Here is a 23,520-nt window from a genome sequence, read left to right as displayed (position 1 = left end):
GTTAAGAATCCGTATCGTTGAGTGCCCACACAGATTGTCTGATAAATTGTTAAAGAGCAGTGCCGCTTCGCTTTTTCTCAGCGGCGCGGGGTGTGCATATTAAGCCATCCCGCTACAGAGTCAAGTTTTATTTCACTTTTCTCTGCTGAAGTTCTCTTAAGAACCTCGCTGACCCGGCGGCGTGCGTGCCGTTGTTCCGTGTCAGTGGAGGCGCATTATAGGGAGTTCTGAGACGTTGACAACCCCTGTTTAAAAAAAACTTTTCAACCGTCTCTTTTTTGAGCAAAACCGCTTTAAACTGGCAGTTTTTCAAGCGTTTCGAAGCCGTAGCGCTGTAAGACGGGTAAAAGTCGTACAGTTTCGTCGGTCAGTGCCATACAAAACGCTTTATTCTCTTCCGTCGATTTCGCATCTGGCGCTTCATGCTCCAGCAGCCAGGCCGTGCGACGCGCAATCGCCGCGCCGGAATCGATCATCCGCGTGCCTTCCGGGAGCACCTGCAGCAGTTCATCACGCAGCAGCGGGAAATGCGTACAACCGAGCACAACCGTATCCGGCGGCTCCTGCATCCGCAGCCACGGGCGCAGAATACGACGCAGCTCATCCAGTGAAACCGGATCGCCATGCAGTTTCGCTTCCGCCAGCTCCACCAGCTCTGCCGAACCCAGCATTTCGATTTTGCATTCATTGGCAAAACGAGCGATGAGTTCATGCGTATAAGGACGCTTCACCGTGCCACGCGTTGCCAGCAAGCCGACAATACGGTTCGCCGATAAACGCGCCGCCGGCTTAATGGCCGGCACCACACCGACCACCGGGAAGGCAAACTTCTCACGCAGGGCCGGCAATGAAACGGTGCTTGCAGTGTTGCAGGCGATAATCGCCAGGGAGAGCGGATAACGTTGCTGAACGGCGGTCACAATCTCAACCACGCGCTCAACAATGAACGCTTCGCTTTTTTCCCCATAAGGAAAGGCAACGTTATCGAAGGTGTAGATGTAATGAAGGTCCGGCAAAAGTTGACGGACCTCATCATAGACCGACAACCCACCGACACCGGAGTCAAACACCAGTACGGTAGGCCGTGGTTCAGAAGGTGTAGCTGCCAGACAAGGTGTATTCCCGTCCTGCAGTTTGGTAGCCATAAACTGTCTCGTAATCTTTATCGAACAGGTTGGCTATTTTACCACGAACTGTGAGCTGTGAGGTGACTGGATATGACGCGGAAACATCAACCGTGCTGTAGCTCGGTAAAACCTGCTGTTTCGGATTGTATTGCGACGTGTTGTTATCGTAGCGGCGACCGTAGTACTGCCACGACACATCCAAAGCCACATCAAACATCGTCCAGTCGAGTTGATATTTCGCCTGACGCTTAGAGCGGCGCGCCAGCACTTCATCATTCTCGTCGTTACGCGGATCCATATATTGCAGCGTCACACGATGATTAACGATCCCCGTATCAAAACTACCGGTCCACTCCACTCCCTTAATGGTCGCCGAGTTAATGTTAGCGTACTCTCCGTCATAGGTAACCGGATCGGAATAGTAGGTAATCAGATTAGAAATCTTGTAGTGATACGCTGACAAACGCCAGTCCAGCGGCCCGGTCAAACCTTCCAGCCCCGCTTCCCACTGTTTCGATTCTTCCGGTTTCAGGTCCGGATTCGAACTAATACCAAAGCGTGTCGAACCAAACTGCTGACCTAACGATGGCGCCAGGAAACCAGTACCATACGATAACGTCACTTTATAGTTCTCGACGAACTGCCAGCCCGCCGCCGTTTGCCAGGTACCGTGCCAGCCAAACTGCTCATCGTGATCTTCACGGCCCGATGCTTCCAGCGTCACGTCACCAAACTGCTGCTGCCCGGTGAGATAAAGCCCGGTATTGTCGCGCTTATAGGTATCAGATATCGCCGTATCCGACGAAGTCAAACGCTGTTGCTGCCAGTCCACCCCGGCACTTACCGAGCCATGTCCGACAATCAGGTTGTTCCCCCACTGGAGGTTACGCTGGGTCATGCGGTCAAGCGTTGTGCCGTCTTTATAACGACCATAAATGCTACTGTAGTTATAGTCCTTCACCTTCTGATAGCTGGCGATAAGCTCCGAAGAGTAGATTCCGGAATGGAATCGCAGGCCGGTATCCCAAGTCTGGTTATACAGTTGCTCTTCATCCGCACTGTATGCTGGTGAGTACGGTGGGCTTCCCAGGTCGTAATCCACATTATTGGTATAGCTGTGGCCACGGAAGAAGCCATCGAAGCTATCGTTGAATTTATGCTCCAGGCTTCCCCAGAAGGTTTTATTGCGGAAGCCATCGCGATCGTTATCGTGGTTCCAGGTCGAGCCCGGCTGCACATCAAATCCTTTGGTGGTTTCATAAGAGCCCGCCACCGTCGCTACCGTATCGCCAAAGCGCTGACGCAATGTGCCATCATATTGTTGGTAGCCTTTAGAGCCCATGCTGGCGGAAATTTTCGATTGTTCCTCGTCAGAGTGGGTAATGATGTTGATAACCCCCCCCATCGCACCGGAACCATAAATCGCCGAGCGCGGCCCACGGATGTACTCTACGCGCTGAACTAACGAAAGCGGAATCTGGTTAAGGTCGGGGTTATTAGAGATACCAGGGCGGGTCATCGGAATGCCATCGACCAGCACCAAAACCTGCCTGGTTTCAGTGCCGCGGATAAAGAGCGAAGAACTCTGCCCCATCCCGCCATATTGTGCGATATCGACGCCCGGCAGGCGACGCATCACATCATTAAGATTTTTGGCCTGCCAGCGGTCGATGTCATCTCGGGTGACGACATCCATCGGCGCGAGAACGGTATTGACCGGCTGCTGGAAACGACTGGCTGTTACGACGAGCGTGTCTGTAGTGCTGTCCTGCGCCCAAACGGAAAAAGCCGAGACGGATAACGCCGTCATCAGCGAAGTTTTTTTAATCATTGTTAAAGCATCCACAATAGAATAAGGATGCCGCCGGTTTCATCAATAGCCCGCGATGATGAAAACCCAGTGCGACGTCACCCGGCAGGTCTTCGGGCTTGGGGGCGTTTACCGGATGAGGACTTCCCACCTTTTCAGGCAGTGTCTGCAAAATGCGTTCATCCCACCACTCCTTACCGCTGCGCGTCAGCCCCAGATTTTCACTGGATTCCCTTTTAACTCACAGGACCGGAACCCGGATGCTACATTTAGTTACATATAGATGTCCAGACTGCTATTACGATTTCGAAGAACATCAATCGCTGGACATCCCCTGAGCAGGCCCTACAATCCCCGCGTACTTTTATTATTCAGGATGCATCATGACCCCCGAACACCTTCCTACCGAGCAATACGAAGCGCAGCTGGCCGAGAAAGTGGTCCGTCTGCAAACGATGATGGCCCCATTCAACGCGCCGGTTCCGGAGGTGTTTCGCTCGCCAGTCAGTCATTACCGCATGCGTGCGGAATTTCGTATCTGGCATGAGGGTGACGACCTGTACCACATCATTTTTGATCAGCAGACCAAAAGCCGCATCCGCGTAGATTCTTTCCCGGCGGCCAGTGAGCTCATCAATACGCTGATGACCGCCATGCTGGACGGCGTGCGTAATAACCACACGCTGCGCCACAAGCTGTTCCAGATTGATTACCTGTCTACGCAAAGCAATCAGGCGATCGTTTCTCTGCTGTACCATAAAAAGCTCGACGACGCGTGGCGTGCCGAGGCGCAAGCGCTGCGCGACGCCCTGCGCGCGCAGAACCTGAACGTCCATATCATCGGCCGCGCGACAAAAACGAAAATCGCGCTGGATCAAGACTATATCGACGAACGCCTGCCGGTAGCCGGGAAAGAGATGATCTACCGTCAGGTGGAAAACAGCTTTACCCAGCCGAACGCGGCAATGAACGTGCAAATGCTGGAGTGGGCGCTCAACGCCACGAAAAATTCTACGGGTGATTTGCTGGAGCTCTACTGCGGGAACGGTAACTTCTCGCTGGCGCTGGCGCGCAACTTTGACCGGGTGCTGGCCACCGAAATTGCCAAGCCGTCCGTCGCCGCCGCGCAATACAATATTGCGGCAAACCACATTGATAACGTGCAGATTATTCGCATGTCGGCGGAAGAGTTTACCCAGGCGATGAACGGCGTGCGGGAATTTAACCGTTTGCAGGGCATTGATTTAAAAAGCTATCAGTGTGAAACGATTTTCGTCGATCCGCCGCGCAGCGGGCTGGACAGCGAAACCGAGAAAATGGTGCAGGCGTATCCGCGTATTCTGTACATCTCCTGCAACCCGGAAACCCTCTGTCAGAATCTGGAAACGTTAGGCCAGACGCACAATGTAGAGCGTCTGGCGCTGTTTGATCAGTTCCCGTATACGCACCATATGGAGTGCGGCGTTCTGCTAACGAAGAAATAATACCCTTGTCTTGCCGGAGGCGGCGTAAGCGCTTTATCCGGCAAACAACACATGTTATTCAGCAACCTCGTGTTTCCGATTTCGCATTTTCACGCCAATCCAGAACACCAGAATCACCGACAGCACCGCTGGCAGGAAGTTAGATCCGATATCCGGATATTCCGCGCGCACCACGGTGCTGTATAACAGCACGCCCAAAATAAAGCAGGCCGCAGCCAGGCCAGGCAACCCCACCGGCATCGTGCGATTCTGATACCGCTGATGCAGACAGTACACCGTCAGCACCAGCGCAATAATCGGGAATACAGAGAACGGCACAATGGAGCTAAACAGCGCCGCAAAAGTTCCGTTAATTGATAAGCCAGCGATCAGCGCCAGCAACAGCGTTCCTTTATCTTGTCCTGACTGTTTCATTGCTCGTCTTCCACCTTATTCGGAATGATGTGTCGTTTTTTCCTGTTCGCGACGATACCAGTAATACGCGCCTTTCGAGATCATGCGCAATTGCAGCACCAGTCGTTCTTCCAGCTGGCGGCGCTGTTCCGGCGTGACATCTAACGCTTCCGCGCCTGCGCTAAAGACAATCGTCACCATCGCTTCTGCCTGTGCCTCGGTAAAGGCGCGTGGCATATGGTTTTCGATTTCCAGATAGTCGGCAAGTTCCGCGATGAAGTGCTGAATTTCACGCGCGACCGCAGCGCGAAACGCCGCAGACGTACCGGAACGTTCGCGCAAAAGCAGGCGAAAAGCGTTAGGGTTATTCCCAATGAACTCCATAAATGTCGACACGGAAGTACGGATCACGCTGCCGCCTTTGGCGATACGCTGACGCGCCTGACGCATCAACTGACGCAGCATCAGGCCGCTTTCGTCCACCATCGTCAGCCCCAATTCATCGACGTCACGAAAATGTCGGTAAAAAGAGGTTGGCGCAATGCCCGCTTCGCGGGCCACTTCACGCAGACTCAGGCTGGCAAAGCTTCGCTCAGCACTCAGTTGACTAAATGCTGCTTCCACCAGCGAACGCCTGGTTTTTTCTTTTTGTTGCGCTCTAACGCCCATCACGATGATTGAATCCTTCCAAATGCCTTGTTGGCACTATACCAGAGATTAAAACTAATCGACTTACACTGCTTTGTGAATGATTGTTTACGGGCGATTTATGCTCTTTTGCATGAAAAAAGCACAATGATAATTGGGTTATCACAGTGAAGATGTTATGATTCTGTTGCTTTTATGTATAAGAACAGGTAAGCCTTACCATGCCAAATTCCTACGATTATGATGCAATAGTAATTGGTTCCGGCCCCGGCGGCGAAGGCGCTGCGATGGGTCTGGTGAAACAGGGAGCGCGTGTCGCCGTTATTGAGCGTTATCATAATGTCGGCGGCGGATGTACCCACTGGGGCACCATCCCCTCAAAAGCACTTCGTCATGCCGTTAGCCGCATTATTGAATTCAACCAGAACCCCCTTTACAGCGACCACACCCGACTTCTCCGCTCCTCTTTCGCCGACATTCTGAACCATGCTGACAGCGTGATTAATCAGCAGACTCGCATGCGTCAGGGCTTTTATGAGCGTAATCACTGCGAAATTTTGCAGGGCAACGCGCATTTCGTTGACGAACATACGCTGGCGCTGGAGTGCCCGGACGGCTCGGTCGAAACGCTGACGGCGGAAAAATTCGTTATCGCCTGCGGCTCGCGCCCCTACCGCCCTGCCGACGTCGACTTCAGCCATCCGCGCATTTACGACAGCGACTCAATCCTCAGCCTGCATCACGAACCTCGCCACGTCATTATCTACGGCGCGGGGGTAATTGGCTGTGAGTACGCCTCCATTTTCCGTGGAATGGACGTCAAAGTTGATTTGATCAACACCCGCGACCGTCTGCTGGCGTTCCTCGACCAGGAGATGTCGGACTCGCTCTCTTATCATTTCTGGAACAGCGGTGTGGTCATTCGCCACAACGAAGAGTACGAGAAAATTGAAGGTCTGGACGACGGTGTCATCATGCACCTGAAATCCGGCAAGAAATTGAAAGCTGACTGCCTGCTGTATGCCAATGGACGCACCGGGAATACCGATTCGCTGGCGCTGGAAAACATCGGCCTGCAGTGTGACAGCCGCGGTCAGTTAAAAGTGAACAGCATGTACCAGACGGCCCTGCCGCACATTTACGCGGTGGGGGACGTGATTGGCTATCCGAGCCTGGCGTCTGCTGCCTACGATCAGGGCCGCATTGCCGCGCACGCGATGGTAAAAGGCGAAGCGACGGCGCACCTGGTGGAAGACATTCCAACCGGGATTTACACCATTCCGGAAATCAGTTCTGTGGGCAAAACCGAACAGCAACTGACGGCGATGAAAGTGCCGTATGAAGTGGGTCGGGCACAGTTTAAACACCTGGCGCGCGCGCAGATTGTCGGCATGAACGTGGGAACGCTGAAAATTCTGTTCCACCGGGAGACGAAAGAGATTCTGGGTATTCACTGCTTTGGCGAACGCGCGGCGGAGATTATTCACATCGGCCAGGCAATCATGGAGCAAAAAGGCGGCGGTAACACTATCGAGTACTTTGTTAACACCACCTTTAACTACCCGACCATGGCCGAAGCCTATCGGGTAGCGGCGCTTAATGGTTTAAACCGCCTTTGGTAATGCTTTCTCGTCGAAGTGACCTTCCATCGTGCCACGAATAGCCTCTGCCAGTTGCTCATAGCGACTGCGCAGGGGTGATCCCGGACGATAAACAAGGCCCACGGTGCGGCGAGGTTCTGGCTTAATGCACGGCAGATAGATCACGCCATCACGGCGACGTTCCTGCGGCACAGCCAGTGCCGGTAACAGCGTAATACCGCTGCCTGCCGCCACCATATTACGCAGCGTTTCGAGGCTGGTTGCCCGGAAATGCGTATCTTCATCAGCGCCCGCTTCAAAACAGAACCCGAGCGCCTGGTCACGCAGACAGTGACCATCTTCCAGCATCAGCAGTTTTTCCCCCGCCAGATCGGACATCGGCACGCGATCGCGTTCGGCCCACGGGTGATCTTCATAGATCGCCAGCATCATTGGCTCATCAAACAGAGGCACTTCGATAAACGCCTCGCTCTCTTTCACCAGCGCCAGAATGGCGCAATCCAGCTTACCGCTGTCGAGCTGTGCCAGCAGTTGATGCGTTTGCGCTTCATGCAGGTACATTTCGAGTTTTGGGAAAGTCTGGTGAAGCATTGGGATAATGTGCGGCAGCAGGTACGGCCCAACCGTCGGAATCAAACCGATATGCAGCGGACCGGACATGGTCTCTCCCTGCTGGCTTGCCATTTCCTTGAGCACTTTGACCTCACGCAACACCGTGCGCGCCTGATCCACCAGCAGCAAGCCTGCCTGGGTGAAAAGCACTTTACGGCTGGTGCGTTCCAGCAACATCACGCCCAGCTCATCTTCCAGCTTGCGGATCTGCCCACTCAGCGTTGGCTGACTGACGTGGCACGAGTCTGCCGCCCGACGGAAATGCCGGTGTTCGGCTAACGCGACCAGGTATTCAAGATCACGAATATTCATTATTCATCCTCCATTGCCACGATAGTTCGCGGCGATAGATAGAATAGCAACGAACGATTATCCCTATCAAGCTTTCTGTTCAATAATGCAACACAGAAACGGAACGGTACCTCCTTAACCCTTGAAGTCACCGTGATGTTTCGCAGAGTTTCTCTCAAACTCGAAATAACTAAAGCCAACGTGAACGTTTGCGGACCCTCAGGTCCGCATTTTTTTTGTACGAATACCCCTCACCCCAACCCCTCTCCCTCAGGGAGAGGGGCGAGTCCGCAGAATAATTGTGAACTTATGTCTGTGCTCGATCGGTCCCCTCTCCCTGAGGGAGAGGGTTAGGGTGAGGGGAGATTCTCGTTAAATCAAACGCTGTTTCGCATCGCTAATCGCCTGCGCCACCTGCTTCGGTGACACGCCGCCTTTCGCCGCACGTTTATCCAGGCACGATTGCAGGGACAGGATCGGATATACATCATCGCCGATCACGCTGCTGAATTTTTGCAGATCCGCCAGCGCCAGCGCTTCCAGCGGTTTGCCCTGTTTAATCGCTTCGACCACCGCTTCACCGACGATATGGTGCGCTTCACGGAATGGCACGCCTTTAGCAACCAGATAATCCGCCAGTTCTGTCGCGTTGGCGTAACCCTGCTGCGCCGCTTCCTGGCAACGCGGGCGTTTCACCTGAATGCCGTCCAGCACCAGCGCCGCCATATGCAGGCAGTCCAGCCAGGTGTCGAGCGCGTCGAACAGGCCCTCTTTGTCTTCCTGCATATCTTTGTTATACGCCAGCGGCAGACCTTTCAGCGTCATCATCATGCCAGTCAACGCGCCCTGCACGCGGCCACACTTACCGCGAATCAGCTCCAGCGCATCCGGATTTTTCTTCTGCGGCATCAGGGAAGACCCCGAGGTCACACGGTCAGACAGTTCGACGAAATTCGCTTCGCCGGAGTTAAAGAAGATCAAATCTTCAGCAAAGCGCGATAAATGCACCATGCCGATTGAGGCATTGGACAGCAGTTCCAGCACGTGGTCGCGGTCAGAAACGCTGTCCAGACTGTTGCGCGTTGCAGAGGCAAAACCTAACCAGCCAGCCAGTTGTTCACGATCGATTTCGTAAGCCGTACCCGCCAGCGCACCGCTACCCAGCGGGCTGACATCGAGGCGTTTTACTGCATCCTGCAGACGGCTTTCATCACGCGCCAGCATTTCAACATAGGCCAGACACCAGTGAGCAAAAGTCACCGGCTGCGCACGCTGTAAGTGCGTGTAACCCGGCATCACGGCATCCTGATTCTGCTGCGCGGTTTCCACCAGCGCGCTCTGCAACTGACGGTTAGCCGACAGCAACTCCGCAACGGTATCTTTGCACCACAGTTTCAGATCGGTCGCCACCTGATCGTTACGGCTGCGCCCGGTATGCAGTTTTTTGCCCAGTTGCCCGACTTTATCGATGAGCTTACCTTCCACCCAGCTATGGATGTCTTCGGCATCGCTTTGCAGAATTTGCTGCGGGTTCGCACGAACCTCTTCCAGCAGCACGTTCAGCGCCTCTTCCAGTTGCTGCTGCTCTTCAGCAGTCAACACGCCGACCGTGACCAGCGCTTTAGACCAGGCGACAGAGCCAGTAATATCCTGTTCCGCCAGGCGATAGTCGAAGCGCAAAGAGTCGTTGAACTGTTTGAACCGTTGATCCGCTGCCTGAGTAAAACGCCCGCCCCAAAGTGCCATAACTCGTTTCCTTAAAATTCGTTTAATGTTGCCTGAAAGCTACCCTCACGCACCGAACAATCCCCTCTCCCTGTGGGAGAGGGTTAGGGTGAGGGAAAATATTAAGCCAGAATCCGCGTGCCAATCGGCGTGCCGTTGAACAGCGCCGGCAGTTGCTCCGCATGACGCCATGAGGCGATATCCACCGGGCGACCCAGCGTACGCGCGGCATCCAGCGCCGCATTCACTTTCACAATCATGCCATCGGTAATAATGCCCTGTTCGATCAGTTGCTCTGCTTTTTCCGCCGTCATCTCGGCGATACGCTGACCTTTACCGTCAAGAATGCCGCTCACGTCAGAAAGCAGAATCAGATCCGCGCCCAGCGTCGACGCCAGCGCTGTAGCGGCCTGGTCGGCATTGACGTTCATCAGCTCACCTTCAGCCGTCACGCCAATTGAACTGACAACCGGCAGGAAGCCGCCGTCCAGCAGCAGGTTAATGAGTTTTGGCGAACCCGGCATCGCCAGGCCAACGTGGCCCAGTTCTTCATCGAGTTTGGTCACGTTGACGCTATCGCCATCGCCCAGGAACAGGCCTACAGAGGCGATATCATGTTTCTTTGCCCACGCCAGTAGCGTTTTGTTGGCCGTACCCGCCAGCGCGCCGGTGATGATGTCTATCTGGTCAGCAGGCGTCACGCGCAGGCCATTTTTCTTTTTCACCGGCAGGTTAAGCTGCTTCATCAGCTCATCCACCACGCAGCCACCGCCATGCACAATCACTAACGGGCGCTGATGTGACTCACGATAATTCACCAGCGCAGTAAACAGACGCTCCAGCGCTTCTTCGCTATCCAGCAACACGCCGCCTAATTTGATAATTAATGGATTCATCGTCATCACACCTTAAAGAAGAGACTGCGTCTCGACGAAGCCGAAACGAATATTCGCGCACTGTATAGCCTGTGCCGCGGCGCCTTTTAACAGGTTATCTTCCGCGGCCACCACAATCAGGTGCTGGTCCTGCACGGCAAAACCGATATCGCAGAACGGTAAACCGACCACGTTTTTCAGCGCCGGAACGCCTTTGTCATACAGACGCACCAGCGGTTTGTGGGCATACGCCTGCTGGTAGGTCGCCGCCACCTGTTCGGCATTCACGCCCGGTTTCAGGCGGCAGGTGATGGTTTCGAGGATGCCACGTTTAAAGTTACCCAGGTGCGGGGTAAAAATCACCTGCGCCCCCAGGTGGGTTGAAATTTCCGGATGATGGCGATGGTTAAACACGCCATACGGTTGCAGGCTCACCTCACAGAAACTGTTAGAGAGCGCCGCTTTACGCCCGGCACCGCTCACGCCACTGGTGGCGTCGATCACTGGCCATTGAGTGAGATCCAGCAAATCGGCATCAATCAGCGGTTTAAGCGAAAGCTGCGCTGCCGTCGGGTAGCAACCCGGCACGGCGATCAGGTTGGTCTCTTTCAGCGCGTCCCCGCACCATTCGGCAAGGCCATACACCGCCTGCTCAAGTAATTCAGGATGCTGATGGGTGAAGCCGTAATATTTTTCGTAGAAAGGCGCGTTGTTGACGCGAAACGCTCCGGAGAGGTCAAAAACCACGCAACCAGCGTCCAGAAACTGCGGTGCCAGGTCGTGGCTGACTTCGTGCGCAGTGGCGAGGAAAACCACATCCACACCGGCGCTGAATTCACTGATATCCGACATCGGCTGCAATGGCAAATCCACAATGCCCTTCAGCTGAGGATGCAGGTCAGAGATTAACTTTCCTGCATCATTGCTTTGCGCTGAGACCGTCAAAGCGGTTATGTTCATATGCGGATGGCGATTTACATAGGTCACAAGCTCTGCGCCAGCATAGCCACTGGCACCTACAATCAGCGTATTCAACATCGGGGCTGTTCACCTTCTTACGTCATATGCCTGGGAAGAATGCTTATCTTCCTCACCCTGTTGAGCGTCCTTTGCCTTTCACCCTACGGTTTAAGGGTTTTCTTACGCTCAACGATATTGTATTTTTATTCACAAATACTGCATGAATATTGATACTATCACGACCTGAGGTGTGTCAACAATGAAAAACAATTTACCGCCATTTATCGAGATTTACCGTGCATTGATCGCCACACCTTCCATCAGCGCGACCGAAGAAGCGCTTGATCAAAGTAATGCGTCTTTAATCACTCTGCTCGGCGACTGGTTTGCCTCGTTAGGCTTTAACGTTGAGATCCAACCGGTTCCTGGCACACGCAATAAATTCAATATGCTGGCCAGCACCGGAAACGGCGCAGGCGGCCTGCTGCTTGCCGGTCACACGGATACCGTGCCGTTCGACGATGGCCGCTGGACGCGCGATCCCTTCACCCTGACCGAGCATGAAAACAAACTCTACGGCCTGGGCACCGCTGACATGAAAGGCTTCTTCGCCTTTATCCTCGATGCGCTGCGCGATGTGGACGTATCAACGCTGAAAAAGCCGCTCTACATTCTGGCGACCGCCGATGAAGAGACCAGTATGGCTGGCGCGCGCTACTTTGCCGAAACCACTGCTCTGCGCCCGGACTGTGCCATCATCGGCGAACCAACATCATTACAGCCTGTGCGCGCACATAAAGGCCACATCTCCAGCGCCATTCGCGTAATGGGGCAGTCAGGCCACTCCAGCGACCCGGCGCGCGGCGTCAACGCCATTGAAATCATGCATGACGCGATTGGCCGCGTGATGCAACTACGGGACGCACTGAAAGAGCGCTATCACTACGACGCGTTTACCGTGCCTTACCCGACGCTCAACCTCGGTGCCATTCACGGCGGCGATGCATCGAACCGTATCTGCGCCTGCTGTGAACTGCATATGGATATTCGCCCGTTGCCGGGCATGACGTTGAACGATCTCAATGGGTTGCTGGATGAAGCGCTGGAACCGGTGAGCGCTCAGTGGCCTGGCCGATTGACCGTCTCAGAACTGCATCCGCCGATCCCGGGTTACGAATGCCCGCCAGACCACCAGTTAGTTCAGGTCGTCGAAAAACTGCTCGGTACACAAACCGAGGTGGTGAACTACTGTACCGAAGCACCGTTCATTCAAACGTTGTGCCCGACGCTGGTGCTCGGACCCGGCTCTATCAATCAGGCCCACCAGCCGGATGAATATCTGGAAACGCGCTTTATTAAGCCGACGCGCGAATTGATTACCCAGGTTGTGCATCACTTCTGCTGGCATTGATATGTCCCCTCACCCTAACCCTCTCCCTCAAGGGAGAGAGACCCGATTTTCTCCCTCTCCCTGTGGGAGAGGGCCGGGGTGAGGGCATCTGCGCCCTCTATTTCCATAAGCATTACTTATCTGACACGATGCGAATTAAATTTCGTAAATTGCTGCGATTTACTCGATTGCTGAAGCGATTTCGCAGCAATTGACGTGGGGGTTTTTACGTGGCTTTATAAAGGAGGTTGCTTATCCTGGCTTTGCGTTCCGAAGCCTGGGGTATAACAAAATAAAATGAGATGGGGTGTCTGGGTTAACATGAACGAACAATATTCCGCGTTGCGTAGTAATGTCAGTATGCTCGGTAAAGTGCTAGGCGATACCATCAGGGATGCGCTTGGTGAGAACATTCTTGACCGTGTAGAAACTATCCGTAAATTGTCGAAATCCTCGCGTGCTGGCAACGAAGCCGATCGTCAGGAACTGCTGACAACGCTGCAAAACCTCTCCAATGATGAACTGCTGCCGGTGGCACGAGCCTTCAGCCAGTTTCTGAACCTGGCGAATACCGCCGAGCAATATCACAGCATCTCGCCGAAAGGTGAAGCCGCGAGCAACCCGGAAGTGATTGCGCGTACGCTGCGTAAACTCAAAGACCAACCCAATCTCACCGAAGCCACCATTAAAAAAGCCGTCGAATCGCTGTCGCTGGAGCTGGTTCTGACCGCTCACCCGACCGAAATCACGCGCCGCACGCTGATCCACAAAATGGGCGAAATCAACGGCTGCCTGAAGCAACTGGATAACAAAGATATCGCCGACTACGAGCGTAACCAGTTGATGCGCCGCCTGCGTCAGCTGATTGCTCAGTCCTGGCACACGGATGAAATCCGTAAGCACCGCCCAAGCCCGGTGGATGAAGCAAAATGGGGCTTCGCCGTGGTGGAAAACAGCCTGTGGGAAGGCGTGCCCAATTACCTCCGCGAGCTTAACGAACAGCTTGAAGAGAATCTGAACTACCGCCTGCCGGTCGACTTCGTGCCCGTTCGCTTTACCTCCTGGATGGGTGGCGACCGTGACGGCAACCCGAACGTTACCGCTGAAATTACCCGTCACGTCCTGCTGCTGAGCCGCTGGAAAGCGACCGACCTGTTCCTGAAAGATATTCAGTTGCTGATCTCCGAACTGTCGATGGTCGAGTGCACCGATGAGCTGCGCGCCCTGGTAGGCGAAGAAGGCGCTCAGGAGCCGTACCGCTATCTGCTGAAAAACATTCGCAGCCAGTTAATGGCCACCCAATCCTGGCTGGAAGCGCGCCTGAAAGGCCAGCGTCTGCCGAAACCGGCGGGTTTAATCAGCCAGAACGAACAACTGTGGGATCCGCTTTACGCCTGCTATAAATCCCTGCAAGCCTGCGGAATGGGCATTATCGCCAACGGCGAACTGCTCGACACCCTGCGCCGCGTGAAGTGTTTCGGCGTACCGCTGGTACGTATTGACGTCCGTCAGGAGAGCACTCGCCACACTGAAGCGCTCGGCGAGCTGACTCGTTATCTCGGTATCGGCGACTATGAAAGCTGGTCAGAAGCCGACAAACAGGCGTTCCTGATCCGTGAACTGAATTCCAAGCGCCCGCTGCTGCCGCGTAGCTGGGAGCCAAGCAACGAAACGCGCGAAGTCCTCAATACCTGTAAAGCGATTGTCGATGCGCCGGTTGGCTCGGTCGCCGCCTATGTCATCTCGATGGCGAAAACGCCGTCCGACGTACTGGCTGTGCATCTTCTGCTGAAAGAAGCGGGCATTACTTTTGCTCTGCCGGTGGCGCCGCTGTTTGAAACCCTTGATGATCTGAACAACTCGAACGATGTCATGACCCAGTTGCTGAATATCGACTGGTATCGCGGCTTTATTCAGGGCAAACAGATGGTGATGATTGGCTATTCCGACTCCGCGAAAGACGCGGGCGTAATGGCCGCCTCCTGGGCGCAGTACCAGGCACAGGACGCGCTGATCAAAACCTGCGAAAAAGCCGGTATCGAACTCACCCTGTTCCACGGTCGCGGCGGCTCGATTGGCCGTGGCGGCGCGCCAGCCCATGCGGCACTGCTCTCTCAACCGCCGGGAAGCTTAAAAGGCGGCCTGCGCGTGACCGAACAGGGCGAGATGATTCGCTTCAAATACGGCCTGCCGGAAGTCACCGTCAGCAGCCTGTCGCTGTATACCAGTGCGATTCTGGAAGCGAACCTGTTACCGCCGCCGGAGCCAAAAGAGGAGTGGCGCGGCATCATGGACGAGCTGTCCGATATCTCCTGCGAGATGTACCGCGGCTACGTGCGTGAAAACAAAGATTTCGTGCCTTACTTCCGCTCCGCGACGCCGGAACAAGAACTGGGCAAACTGCCGCTCGGTTCACGTCCGGCAAAACGTCGCCCAACCGGCGGTGTGGAATCCCTGCGTGCCATTCCGTGGATCTTCGCCTGGACGCAGAACCGCCTGATGCTGCCCGCCTGGCTGGGCGCGGGTGCGGCGCTGCAAAAAGTGGTGGAAGATGGCAAACAGAGCCAGCTTGAAGCCATGTGTCGCGACTGGCCGTTCTTCTCCACCCGTCTGGGTATGCTGGAAATGGTGTTCGCAAAAGCGGATCTCTGGCTGGCGGAATACTACGATCAGCGTCTGGTGAAAAAGGAGCTGTGGGGTCTCGGTGAAGAACTCCGCACCTTGCTGGAAGCCGATATCAAAGTGGTGCTGGCGATTGCCAACGACGCGCATTTGATGGCCGACCTGCCGTGGATCGCCGAGTCTATTCAGCTGCGTAACATCTATACCGACCCGCTAAACGTACTCCAGGCCGAGCTGCTGCACCGTTCACGTCTGGCGGAAGAAGAAGGCAAAGAGCCGGATCCTAACGTTGAGCAGGCGCTGATGGTGACTATCGCAGGCGTTGCAGCAGGTATGCGTAACACCGGCTAATCAATTTAAGTTAAGTCTCAACGAAATAAGTGCGCTGGCTCACACCGAGTTAAGCGCATTTATTTTTTAGTTTCACCGCAAAACCTTTTCATCTTCGCCCTGTCTACCCATTTGCTAAACGTGATTTTTTACTGCCGAAACAATAACTGCTGGAGTGCACCTTAAGGTTCACTTAATAAAATATTGTTACGGTTGGCGCCACGAATTCTGACAGGCTTAATTTATGCTCTCCACTACTACCCCGGCTGAAACTAAGTTTAGCTGGAAGGCCCTTGGTTGGGCGCTGCTCTACTTTTGGTTTTTCTCCACCCTGCTGCAGGCCATTATTCTTTTAACCGGCTATAGCGGTACGAACGGATTTCGTGACTCTCTCTTATTCAGCTCGCTGTGGCTGATTCCTATTTTTCTGTTCCCAGGTAAAACGCGCATTATTGCCGCCGTTATTGGGATAGTGCTGTGGGCGGCCTCGCTGGCGACGCTGTGCTACTTCGTCATCTACGGGCAGGAATTCTCGCAAAGCGTGCTGTTCATTATGTTCGAATCGAACGCCAATGAAGCCAGCGAATACATGAGCCAGTATTTCAGTCTGAAGATTGTTCTGACGGCGGTGGCGTATACCGCGGTGGCGATTTTCCTGTGGTCGAGACTGAAGCCTGTTTATATCCCACACCTCAGCCGCTGGCTGATTTCTTTTGCGCTGCTGTATGGGTTAATTCTTAATCCTATTGTGGCTGGAAGCGTTGTCGGTGATAAACCGCTGGAAAAAACGCTGAACGGTATGGCTTCCCGCATGGAGCCCGCCGCGCCGTGGCAGTTTATTACTGGCTACTATCAATATCGCCAGCAATTAAACAGCCTGAACAAACTGTTAAACGCGAATAACGCATTACCGCCGCTGGCGAATTTGAAAGACAGCTCCGGCGATGCGCCGCGCACGCTGGTGCTGGTGATTGGTGAATCGACCCAACGTGGCCGTATGAGCCTGTATGGCTACCCGCGTGAAACCACGCCGGAACTCGATGCCCTGCATAAGAACGACAAGAACCTGACCGTCTTCAACGATGTCGTCACGTCTCGCCCTTACACCATCGAAATCCTGCAACAGGCGCTGACCTTTGCGAACGAGAAAAACCCGGACCTCTACCTGACTAAACCGTCATTAATGAACATGATGAAGCAGGCGGGGTACAAAACGTTCTGGATAACTAACCAGCAGACGATGACTGAACGTAACACCATGCTGACGGTGTTCTCGAAGCAAACGGACAAACAGTTCTATATGAACCAGCAGCGTACGCAGAGCGCACGCGAATACGACACCAACGTGCTGGCCCCCTTTAAAGAAGTGATGGCTGACCCGGCACCGAAGAAATTGATCATCGTTCACCTGCTGGGTACGCATATCAAATATGAGTATCGCTACCCGGAGAAATGGGGCAAGTTTGACGGCAAAACCGACCACCTGCCAGCCGGCTTATCGCAGGAACAGCAGGACGAATACAACGCTTACGATAACGCGAACCTGTACAACGACCACGTAGTCGCCAGCCTGATCAACGAGTACAAAGCGACGAACCCGAACGGATTCCTGCTCTACTTCTCCGATCACGGTGAAGAAGTGTATGACACGCCACCACATAACATTCAGGGGCGTAATGAGCTAGCGCCGACGCGTCACATGTATACCGTACCGTTTATGCTGTGGACGTCTGATAAATGGCAAGCGGCGCATCCGCGTGATTTCTCACAGGACGTTAACCGCAAGTACAGCAGTTCAGAGTTGATTCATACCTGGTCCGACTTAGCCGGGCTGAGTTATGACGGCTATGACGCAACGCGTTCCATCACCAGCCCGCAGTTCACACCAATGACGCGCTGGATTGGCAACCCGTACAAGAAAAATGGCTTAAAAGATTACGATTCACTGCCTTACGGAGAGCTCCAGGGTAATCAGTGAGAATTGCCTGATGCGCTCCGCTTATCAGGCCTACAGGTTTTCTGCAAGAGATTGAATGTAGGCCGCATCCGGCAAAACAAAGCGCACGTTGTCTGCAATCTTTGAGGCTGCTCCATTCAGGAGTGGCCTTTTTTTTCGCATCCCGTTAATGTTGCGAGCAATGCAACAGAGAAGGGATCGCTATGCATCACGACATCACGCAACTGCTCACCCGGCTAATCAATAATCCGGCTGAACTGCAAAAAATTCACTTTGCCAGCAGCACCAGCCCGGCACCTGAACTGGCGTATCAGGTCGATTTCCCGCGTCTGGAAATTGTGCTGGAGGGCGAGTTTAGCGACGCTGGCGCGTCCATCCGCATGCAGCGTCATGATGTCCTGTTTGTGCCCGCCGGCGGCTGGAACTTCCCGCAATGGCAAACGCCGGTGACCACCCTCAGCATTCTGTTTGGCAAGCAACAGCTCGGCTTTAGCCTGGTGCACTGGGACGGCAGCCATTCGCACAGTCTCCATCGCCAGCACGTCGCCCGGCGTGGGCCGCGCATCGGTTCGTTTCTCCTGCAAACGCTGCATGAAATGCAGATGCAGCCGCAGGAACAACATACCGCACGGTTGATTGTCGCCAGCCTGTTGAGCCACTGCTGCGATTTGCTGGGCAGCCAGATTCAAACGGCTTCGCGCAGTCAGGCACTTTTCGACGCCATTCGCGACTATATCGACGAACATTACGCTTCTCCGCTCACCCGCGAATCGGTCGCACAGGCGTTTTATATCTCGCCCAACTATCTCTCACACCTGTTTCAGAAAACCGGTGCGGTGGGATTTAACGAATATCTGAATCATACGCGGCTGGAGCACGCCAGAATGCTGCTGAAGGGTTACGACCTGAAGGTGAAAGAGATTGCGCACGCCTGCGGCTTTGTCGACAGTAACTACTTCTGCCGCTTATTTCGCAAAAATACCGAACGCTCGCCGTCAGAGTACCGTCGCCAGTACCACAGTCAGCTCACGGAAAAGAAAACTACTCCAGAATAATATGCGTGTGCTGCGGTGCACAGAGCAGTTTACGCACCGCGCTCATCACTTTCTGCGGTTCGCGCAAAAACGCATAAATACCCGACTGCACATAGCGACAGTGGTTAAAACGCTCTGCCCCGCTCAGCTCGATATCGGTGATGAGCAGCACCGCATCAGCGTGCTCAATATCCTCTGCGGTAAGTGCATTTTCAATTCCCAGCGCGCCCTGGGTTTCAATCTTGATGCTCCATTTTTCCTGCTGGCACAACTTTTCCAGCCGCTCGGCGGCCATATAAGTATGCGCCACGCCGCTCACGCAGGCGGTGACTGCGACTAATCGTCTTGCGTGGGATACCGTCATCGTCTTCTCCTGCTTCGGGTTTCATGCACGCTGGCGAGTCTCCCCGCCAGCCCGGTATTCGCGCTTACACCGTTTGTGCAAGATGCGCTTCAATTTTGCCCATAATCGCATCGGCACGTTTTACCGCATCGCTAATATTAACCCGCACGATGGTCTTCCCGGCAAAACGCTCTTCAAACTTGATGCCGATATCTTTGGTCAGAATCACGATATCTGCGGCGGCAACGTCGCTTGCCGTCAGTTCATTTTCGAGGCCAATGGAACCCTGCGTTTCAACCTTCACGTCCCAGCCTTTGGCTTTCGCCGCGCTTTCCAGCGCTTCCGCAGCCATATAAGTATGTGCGACGCCAGACGGACAAGCGGTTACCGCGATAATCATGGTCATAATAGTTACCTCTTCAATCAGTTAATTTCGAAATCCAGATCCAGGTCGTCTTCTTTCTCCGCGACCGGTTTTGCATTCTTGCGCGCCAGGCTTTTCAGGATATTCACGCACACCGCCGTCACCACCGCGCCGACGACAATCGCCGCGATGTAGCCGAGCTTGCCTTCCACCACCGGCAGAACAATCAGCCCGCCCCACCCGGCGTAGCACTGAGCGCCCATCAGCGCTGCCGTCACCGCACCGCAAACGGAGCCCACCATAATGGACGGGATCACGCGCAGCGGGTCAGCCGCCGCAAAGGGGATCGCCCCTTCCGTCACGCCCACACAGCCCATCACCAGCGCCGCTTTCCCTGCTTCGCGCTCTTCGCTACTGTAGTTTTTACGATTAATCAGCGTTGCGAGGCCCAGCCCCAGCGGCGGCACGCATATCCCGACGGCGGCAATCGCCACCACCGTATACACGCCCTGCGAGACGCAGATCAGCATGAACGCATAGGCCACCTTATTCACTGGGCCGCCCATATCAAATGCCAGCATCAGGCCCATAATCACCGCCAGCACCACAATGCTGCCCTGCTGCATACCTTGTAACCAGTGCGTCAGGCCCACCGTGAGCGCGCCGACCGGCTCGCCCAGGCCCCACATCATCACGCCTGCGGTGATCAACGTACCAATAATCGGGATCACGAAGATCGGCATCACCGAGCGCAGTACCTTATGAACGGGGATCTTTTTCAGGTAATAGACCACGATCCCACCGATAATCCCGGCAATCAGCGCACCGAAGAAGCCCGCGCCAAAACTGTTGCCTACCCAGGCGCCAATTGCGCAGGGTGCCAGCGCGGAGCGTTCAGCAATGGAATAACCGATGTACGCCGCCAGAAACGGCACCATCAACGTCAGACCGGCCACGCCAATATCAAACAACTTTTTGAGATTCGGATCGGTGGCGGCATCCGGCACCGCGCCCTTGCCGTATAACATCACGGAAACCGCCAGCAGGATCCCGCCTGCCACAACAAACGGGATCATGTGCGACACCCCGGTCATTAAATGCTGACGGGTGTTTTTGAGAATCTGCACCAACTCTTTCATCAGTTGCTCCCGGGCGTTACGCGCCCATATCCATAACGAGGTTGTGGAAACGATAGGTAATTGACGAAGTGACAGACAGTGGATAAAAGGGGCATTTACTGGACAATTGTGATCGCATCAGAAAAATGCGATCGGACTCAAAAGTTCACGGCTCATAGCTAATGCCCACCAGATGGGAACTTGTGAAGGAACTCTCACTTTACGCTGGATATTACATTTATCCAGTTTTTGGCAGATTTGTCAGATAGCCGTGCCGCGTTCAAGCCTCCATCCTGTTCCCCATATTGAATGATTTGGGAGATAAAGTGATGGCTCAGGTTATAGAGTTTGTCTGTGAATTACCGAACGGCGTCCATGCGCGCCCTGCCAGCCATGTTGAAACGCAGTGCAACGCCTTCACCAGTACCATTGAATGGCACAACCTGCGCACCGACCGCAAAGGCAACGCCAAAAGCGCGCTGGCGCTGATTGGCACCGACACCCTGGTGAACGACGCCTGCCAGTTGCTGATTACCGGCGAGGATGAACAGGCCGCCTGGCAGCATCTCTCCCGCTGGATCCGTGAAGAATTTCCCCTGTGCGATGCGCCGCTGGCGCAGGCGGCCACGATTGAACAGGCTCCGCTGCCGGAATCGCTCACCCATCTCAACCCGACGCTGTTTCGCGCACAGTCTGTCTGTAGCGGTAGCGCAGGCGGCGTTTTAACGCGTCTGGCCTCACTCGATTTAAATCGTTTGGGGGAGTTACCCACTTCGCGCAGCGTGGAAGAGGAGCAGCAGGCGCTGGACAGCGGCCTGGCGCGGCTGACCAAAATGCTCGAACTGCATCTGCTGGACAGCGACACCACCGCCAGCGCGATTCTGGAAGCCCATCGTTCGCTCGCCACCGATACCTCCCTGCGCCAGCATCTGCTGGCTGGCGTGAACGATGGACTGAGCTGCGCCGACGCGATTGTTCGCAGCGCCAACCATTTTTGTGATGAATTCGCCCGCTCCAGCAGTAGCTATTTACAAGAGCGTGCGCTGGACGTGCGTGACGTCGGCTATCGACTGTTACAGCAAATTTATGGCGAACAACGTTTCCCGGCACCAGGCAAGCTGACTCAGCCGACCATCTGCATGGCGGAAGAACTCACCCCCAGCCAGTTCCTCGAACTGGATAAAACCCTGCTCAAAGGTCTGCTGCTACAAAGTGGCGGCACCACCTCACACACGGTGATTCTGGCACGTTCTTTTAATATTCCGACGCTGGTCGGTGTGGATATTGACGTGCTCAATGCCTGGCAGGGGCAACAGATTTACCTGGACGGCAACGCAGGTGCGGTAGTCGTTGCGCCAGATTCCGCCGTGACGCGCTACTACCAGCAGGAAGCGTGGCTACAGGAACAACTGCGCCAGCAGCAGAGTGTCTGGCTAAACCAGGAAGCACGCACCGCCGACGGCTTACGCATTGAAGTAGCCGCTAACATCGCCCATTCGGTTGAAGCGCAGGCCGCCTTCGGCAACGGAGCGGAAGGCGTTGGCCTGTTCCGCACCGAAATGCTCTATATGGATCGTGCCAGCGCACCGGGCGAAGACGAGCTGTATAACATTTTCTGCCAGGCACTCAGTTCTGCCAATGGCCGCAGTATAATTGTGCGCACCATGGATATTGGCGGCGATAAGCCGGTGGATTACCTCAATATTCCGGCTGAAAACAACCCGTTCCTCGGCTATCGCGCGGTGCGTATTTATGAAGAGTATGCGGCGCTGTTCACCACCCAGTTGCGTTCGATCCTGCGCGCCTCGGCGCACGGCAAGCTGAAAATCATGATCCCGATGATCTCCTCGATGGAAGAGATCTTATGGGTCAAAGAGAAGCTCGCGGAAGCCAAACAGCAACTGCGCAATGAACATATTCCGTTTGATGAGCGTATTCCGCTGGGCATCATGCTGGAAGTGCCATCGGTAATGTTCATCATCGATCAGTGCTGCGAAGAGATCGACTTCTTCAGCATCGGCAGCAACGATTTAACCCAGTATCTGCTGGCGGTAGACCGCGATAATGCCAAAGTCACCCGTTATTACAACAGCCTGAACCCGGCGTTCCTGCGCGCACTCGATTACGCCGTGCAGGCGGTGCATCGCCAGGGGAAATGGATTGGCCTGTGCGGCGAACTGGGCGCGAAAGGGTCTGTTTTACCGCTGCTGGTTGGCCTGGGGCTGGATGAACTGAGCATGAGCGCGCCGTCGATTCCGGCGACCAAAGCGCGTCTGGCGCAGCTCGACAGCCGCGCCTGCCGCCAGTTGCTCAATCAGGCGATGGCCTGCCGCACTTCGCTGGAAGTGGAGCATTTACTGGCGCAATTCCGCATGAGCCAGCAGGACGCGCCGCTTATCGCCACCTCCTGTATCTCGCTGGATAACGACTGGCAGAGCAAAGAAGAAGTGATCAAAGGGATGACCGACAACCTGCTGCTGGCCGGGCGTTGTCGTTACCCGCGCAAGCTGGAAGCCGATCTCTGGGCGCGGGAAGCGGTGTTTTCGACCGGGCTGGGCTTCAGCTTCGCCATTCCGCACAGCAAATCAGAACATATTGAGCAATCAACCATCAGCGTTGCGCGACTCCCTGCGCCGGTACGCTGGGGCGACGACGAAGCGCAATTCATCATTATGCTGACGCTCAACAAACACGCCGCAGGCGACCAGCATATGCGGATTTTCTCCCGCCTGGCGCGCCGCATTATGCATGAAGAATTCCGTAACGCGCTGGTGAACGCGGCATCTGCCGATGCCATCGCCAGCCTGCTGCAACACGAACTGGAACTGTAAGAGGA

Annotated in this window: 18 protein-coding genes and 1 riboswitch; of the genes, 7 read left to right on the top strand and 11 right to left on the bottom strand. The window is 54.8% G+C overall.

Annotation, left to right across the window (positions count from 1 at the left end; all coding sequences use genetic code 11):
• Nucleotides 1-293: 293 nt before the first annotated feature.
• Nucleotides 294-1,145 (bottom strand): glutamate racemase, encoded by an 852-nt coding sequence (murI, locus tag DBY68_RS12435; RefSeq protein WP_108476334.1) that lies wholly within the window; start codon nt 1,143-1,145, stop codon nt 294-296.
• The gene (gene btuB, locus DBY68_RS12430; RefSeq protein ID WP_108476333.1) at nt 1,090-2,958 is read right to left on the bottom strand and encodes a TonB-dependent vitamin B12 receptor BtuB; all 1,869 of its coding nucleotides are present in this window, start codon (nt 2,956-2,958) and stop codon (nt 1,090-1,092) included. The genes murI and btuB overlap by 56 nt, the downstream gene beginning before the upstream one ends.
• Nucleotides 2,959-3,023: 65 nt before the next feature.
• Nucleotides 3,024-3,206: riboswitch (cobalamin riboswitch) on the bottom strand.
• 114 nt (nt 3,207-3,320) lie between these two features.
• Between btuB and trmA the strand changes: the two genes are divergently transcribed.
• Entirely contained in the window at nt 3,321-4,421 is a 1,101-nt protein-coding gene (gene trmA / locus DBY68_RS12425) for a tRNA (uridine(54)-C5)-methyltransferase TrmA (RefSeq protein WP_108476332.1), read from the top strand.
• Nucleotides 4,422-4,475: 54 nt separating this feature from the next.
• On the opposite strand, the gene DBY68_RS12420 is transcribed toward trmA, so the two are convergent.
• Nucleotides 4,476-4,835, bottom strand: coding sequence for a YijD family membrane protein (locus DBY68_RS12420; protein WP_108476331.1), 360 nt, complete (start codon nt 4,833-4,835; stop codon nt 4,476-4,478).
• Between the two features lie 15 nt (nt 4,836-4,850).
• The gene (gene fabR / locus DBY68_RS12415) at nt 4,851-5,486 is read right to left on the bottom strand and encodes an HTH-type transcriptional repressor FabR (protein WP_015966476.1); all 636 of its coding nucleotides are present in this window, start codon (nt 5,484-5,486) and stop codon (nt 4,851-4,853) included.
• Between the two features lie 197 nt (nt 5,487-5,683).
• Here fabR and sthA point away from each other — a divergent pair, with 197 nt between their 5' ends.
• The gene (sthA, locus tag DBY68_RS12410; protein ID WP_015966477.1) at nt 5,684-7,084 is read left to right on the top strand and encodes a Si-specific NAD(P)(+) transhydrogenase; all 1,401 of its coding nucleotides are present in this window, start codon (nt 5,684-5,686) and stop codon (nt 7,082-7,084) included.
• On the opposite strand, the gene oxyR is transcribed toward sthA, so the two are convergent.
• The 4 genes from oxyR to argC all read right to left on the bottom strand — a co-directional run bounded on the left by oxyR (nt 7,067) and on the right by argC (nt 11,604).
• On the bottom strand, nt 7,067-7,987 hold the full coding sequence (gene oxyR / locus DBY68_RS12405; protein WP_108476330.1) for a DNA-binding transcriptional regulator OxyR: 921 nt from the start codon (nt 7,985-7,987) through the stop codon (nt 7,067-7,069). The two genes, sthA and oxyR, sit on opposite strands and share 18 nt — an antisense overlap.
• Before the next feature lie 351 nt (nt 7,988-8,338).
• Complete coding sequence (gene argH, locus DBY68_RS12400; protein WP_108476329.1) at nt 8,339-9,712, bottom strand: argininosuccinate lyase; 1,374 nt, start codon at nt 9,710-9,712, stop codon at nt 8,339-8,341.
• A gap of 101 nt (nt 9,713-9,813) precedes the next feature.
• Nucleotides 9,814-10,587 (bottom strand): acetylglutamate kinase, encoded by a 774-nt coding sequence (gene argB, locus DBY68_RS12395; RefSeq protein WP_108476328.1) that lies wholly within the window; start codon nt 10,585-10,587, stop codon nt 9,814-9,816.
• Between the two features lie 12 nt (nt 10,588-10,599).
• Nucleotides 10,600-11,604: an N-acetyl-gamma-glutamyl-phosphate reductase gene (gene argC / locus DBY68_RS12390; RefSeq protein WP_108476327.1), complete on the bottom strand. Its 1,005-nt coding sequence runs from the start codon at nt 11,602-11,604 to the stop codon at nt 10,600-10,602.
• A 181-nt stretch (nt 11,605-11,785) separates the two neighbouring features.
• Here argC and argE point away from each other — a divergent pair, with 181 nt between their 5' ends.
• The 4 genes from argE (at nt 11,786) to DBY68_RS12370 (ending at nt 18,880) form a co-directional block, all read left to right on the top strand.
• The gene (gene argE / locus DBY68_RS12385; protein WP_108476326.1) at nt 11,786-12,937 is read left to right on the top strand and encodes an acetylornithine deacetylase; all 1,152 of its coding nucleotides are present in this window, start codon (nt 11,786-11,788) and stop codon (nt 12,935-12,937) included.
• A 300-nt stretch (nt 12,938-13,237) separates the two neighbouring features.
• A complete protein-coding gene (ppc, locus tag DBY68_RS12380; RefSeq protein ID WP_108476325.1) occupies nt 13,238-15,889 on the top strand; it encodes a phosphoenolpyruvate carboxylase in 2,652 nt (883 codons plus the stop codon).
• A gap of 223 nt (nt 15,890-16,112) precedes the next feature.
• A complete protein-coding gene (locus DBY68_RS12375) occupies nt 16,113-17,846 on the top strand; it encodes a phosphoethanolamine transferase CptA (RefSeq protein ID WP_108476324.1) in 1,734 nt (577 codons plus the stop codon).
• 182 nt (nt 17,847-18,028) lie between these two features.
• Nucleotides 18,029-18,880, top strand: a complete 852-nt coding sequence (locus tag DBY68_RS12370; protein ID WP_108476323.1) for an AraC family transcriptional regulator — start codon at nt 18,029-18,031, stop codon at nt 18,878-18,880.
• Here DBY68_RS12370 and DBY68_RS12365 read toward each other — a convergent pair.
• From DBY68_RS12365 to DBY68_RS12355, 3 genes are all read right to left on the bottom strand, one after another.
• The gene (locus tag DBY68_RS12365) at nt 18,867-19,223 is read right to left on the bottom strand and encodes a PTS fructose-like transporter subunit IIB (RefSeq protein ID WP_108476322.1); all 357 of its coding nucleotides are present in this window, start codon (nt 19,221-19,223) and stop codon (nt 18,867-18,869) included. The genes DBY68_RS12370 and DBY68_RS12365 overlap by 14 nt on opposite strands.
• A 64-nt stretch (nt 19,224-19,287) precedes the next feature.
• Nucleotides 19,288-19,608 (bottom strand): PTS fructose-like transporter subunit IIB, encoded by a 321-nt coding sequence (locus DBY68_RS12360; RefSeq protein ID WP_015966487.1) that lies wholly within the window; start codon nt 19,606-19,608, stop codon nt 19,288-19,290.
• Between the two features lie 17 nt (nt 19,609-19,625).
• Nucleotides 19,626-20,705 (bottom strand): PTS fructose transporter subunit EIIC, encoded by a 1,080-nt coding sequence (locus tag DBY68_RS12355; protein WP_108476321.1) that lies wholly within the window; start codon nt 20,703-20,705, stop codon nt 19,626-19,628.
• 308 nt (nt 20,706-21,013) lie between these two features.
• Between DBY68_RS12355 and ptsP the strand changes: the two genes are divergently transcribed.
• The gene (ptsP, locus tag DBY68_RS12350) at nt 21,014-23,515 is read left to right on the top strand and encodes a phosphoenolpyruvate--protein phosphotransferase (protein WP_108476320.1); all 2,502 of its coding nucleotides are present in this window, start codon (nt 21,014-21,016) and stop codon (nt 23,513-23,515) included.
• Nucleotides 23,516-23,520 lie beyond the last annotated feature (5 nt).

Source organism: Pseudocitrobacter sp. RIT415 (assembly GCF_003057695.2).
Lineage (GTDB): Bacteria > Pseudomonadota > Gammaproteobacteria > Enterobacterales > Enterobacteriaceae > Pseudocitrobacter > Pseudocitrobacter faecalis.
Note: the sequence above shows the minus strand (reverse complement) of the source record. Positions and strands in the feature narration are given on the sequence as shown.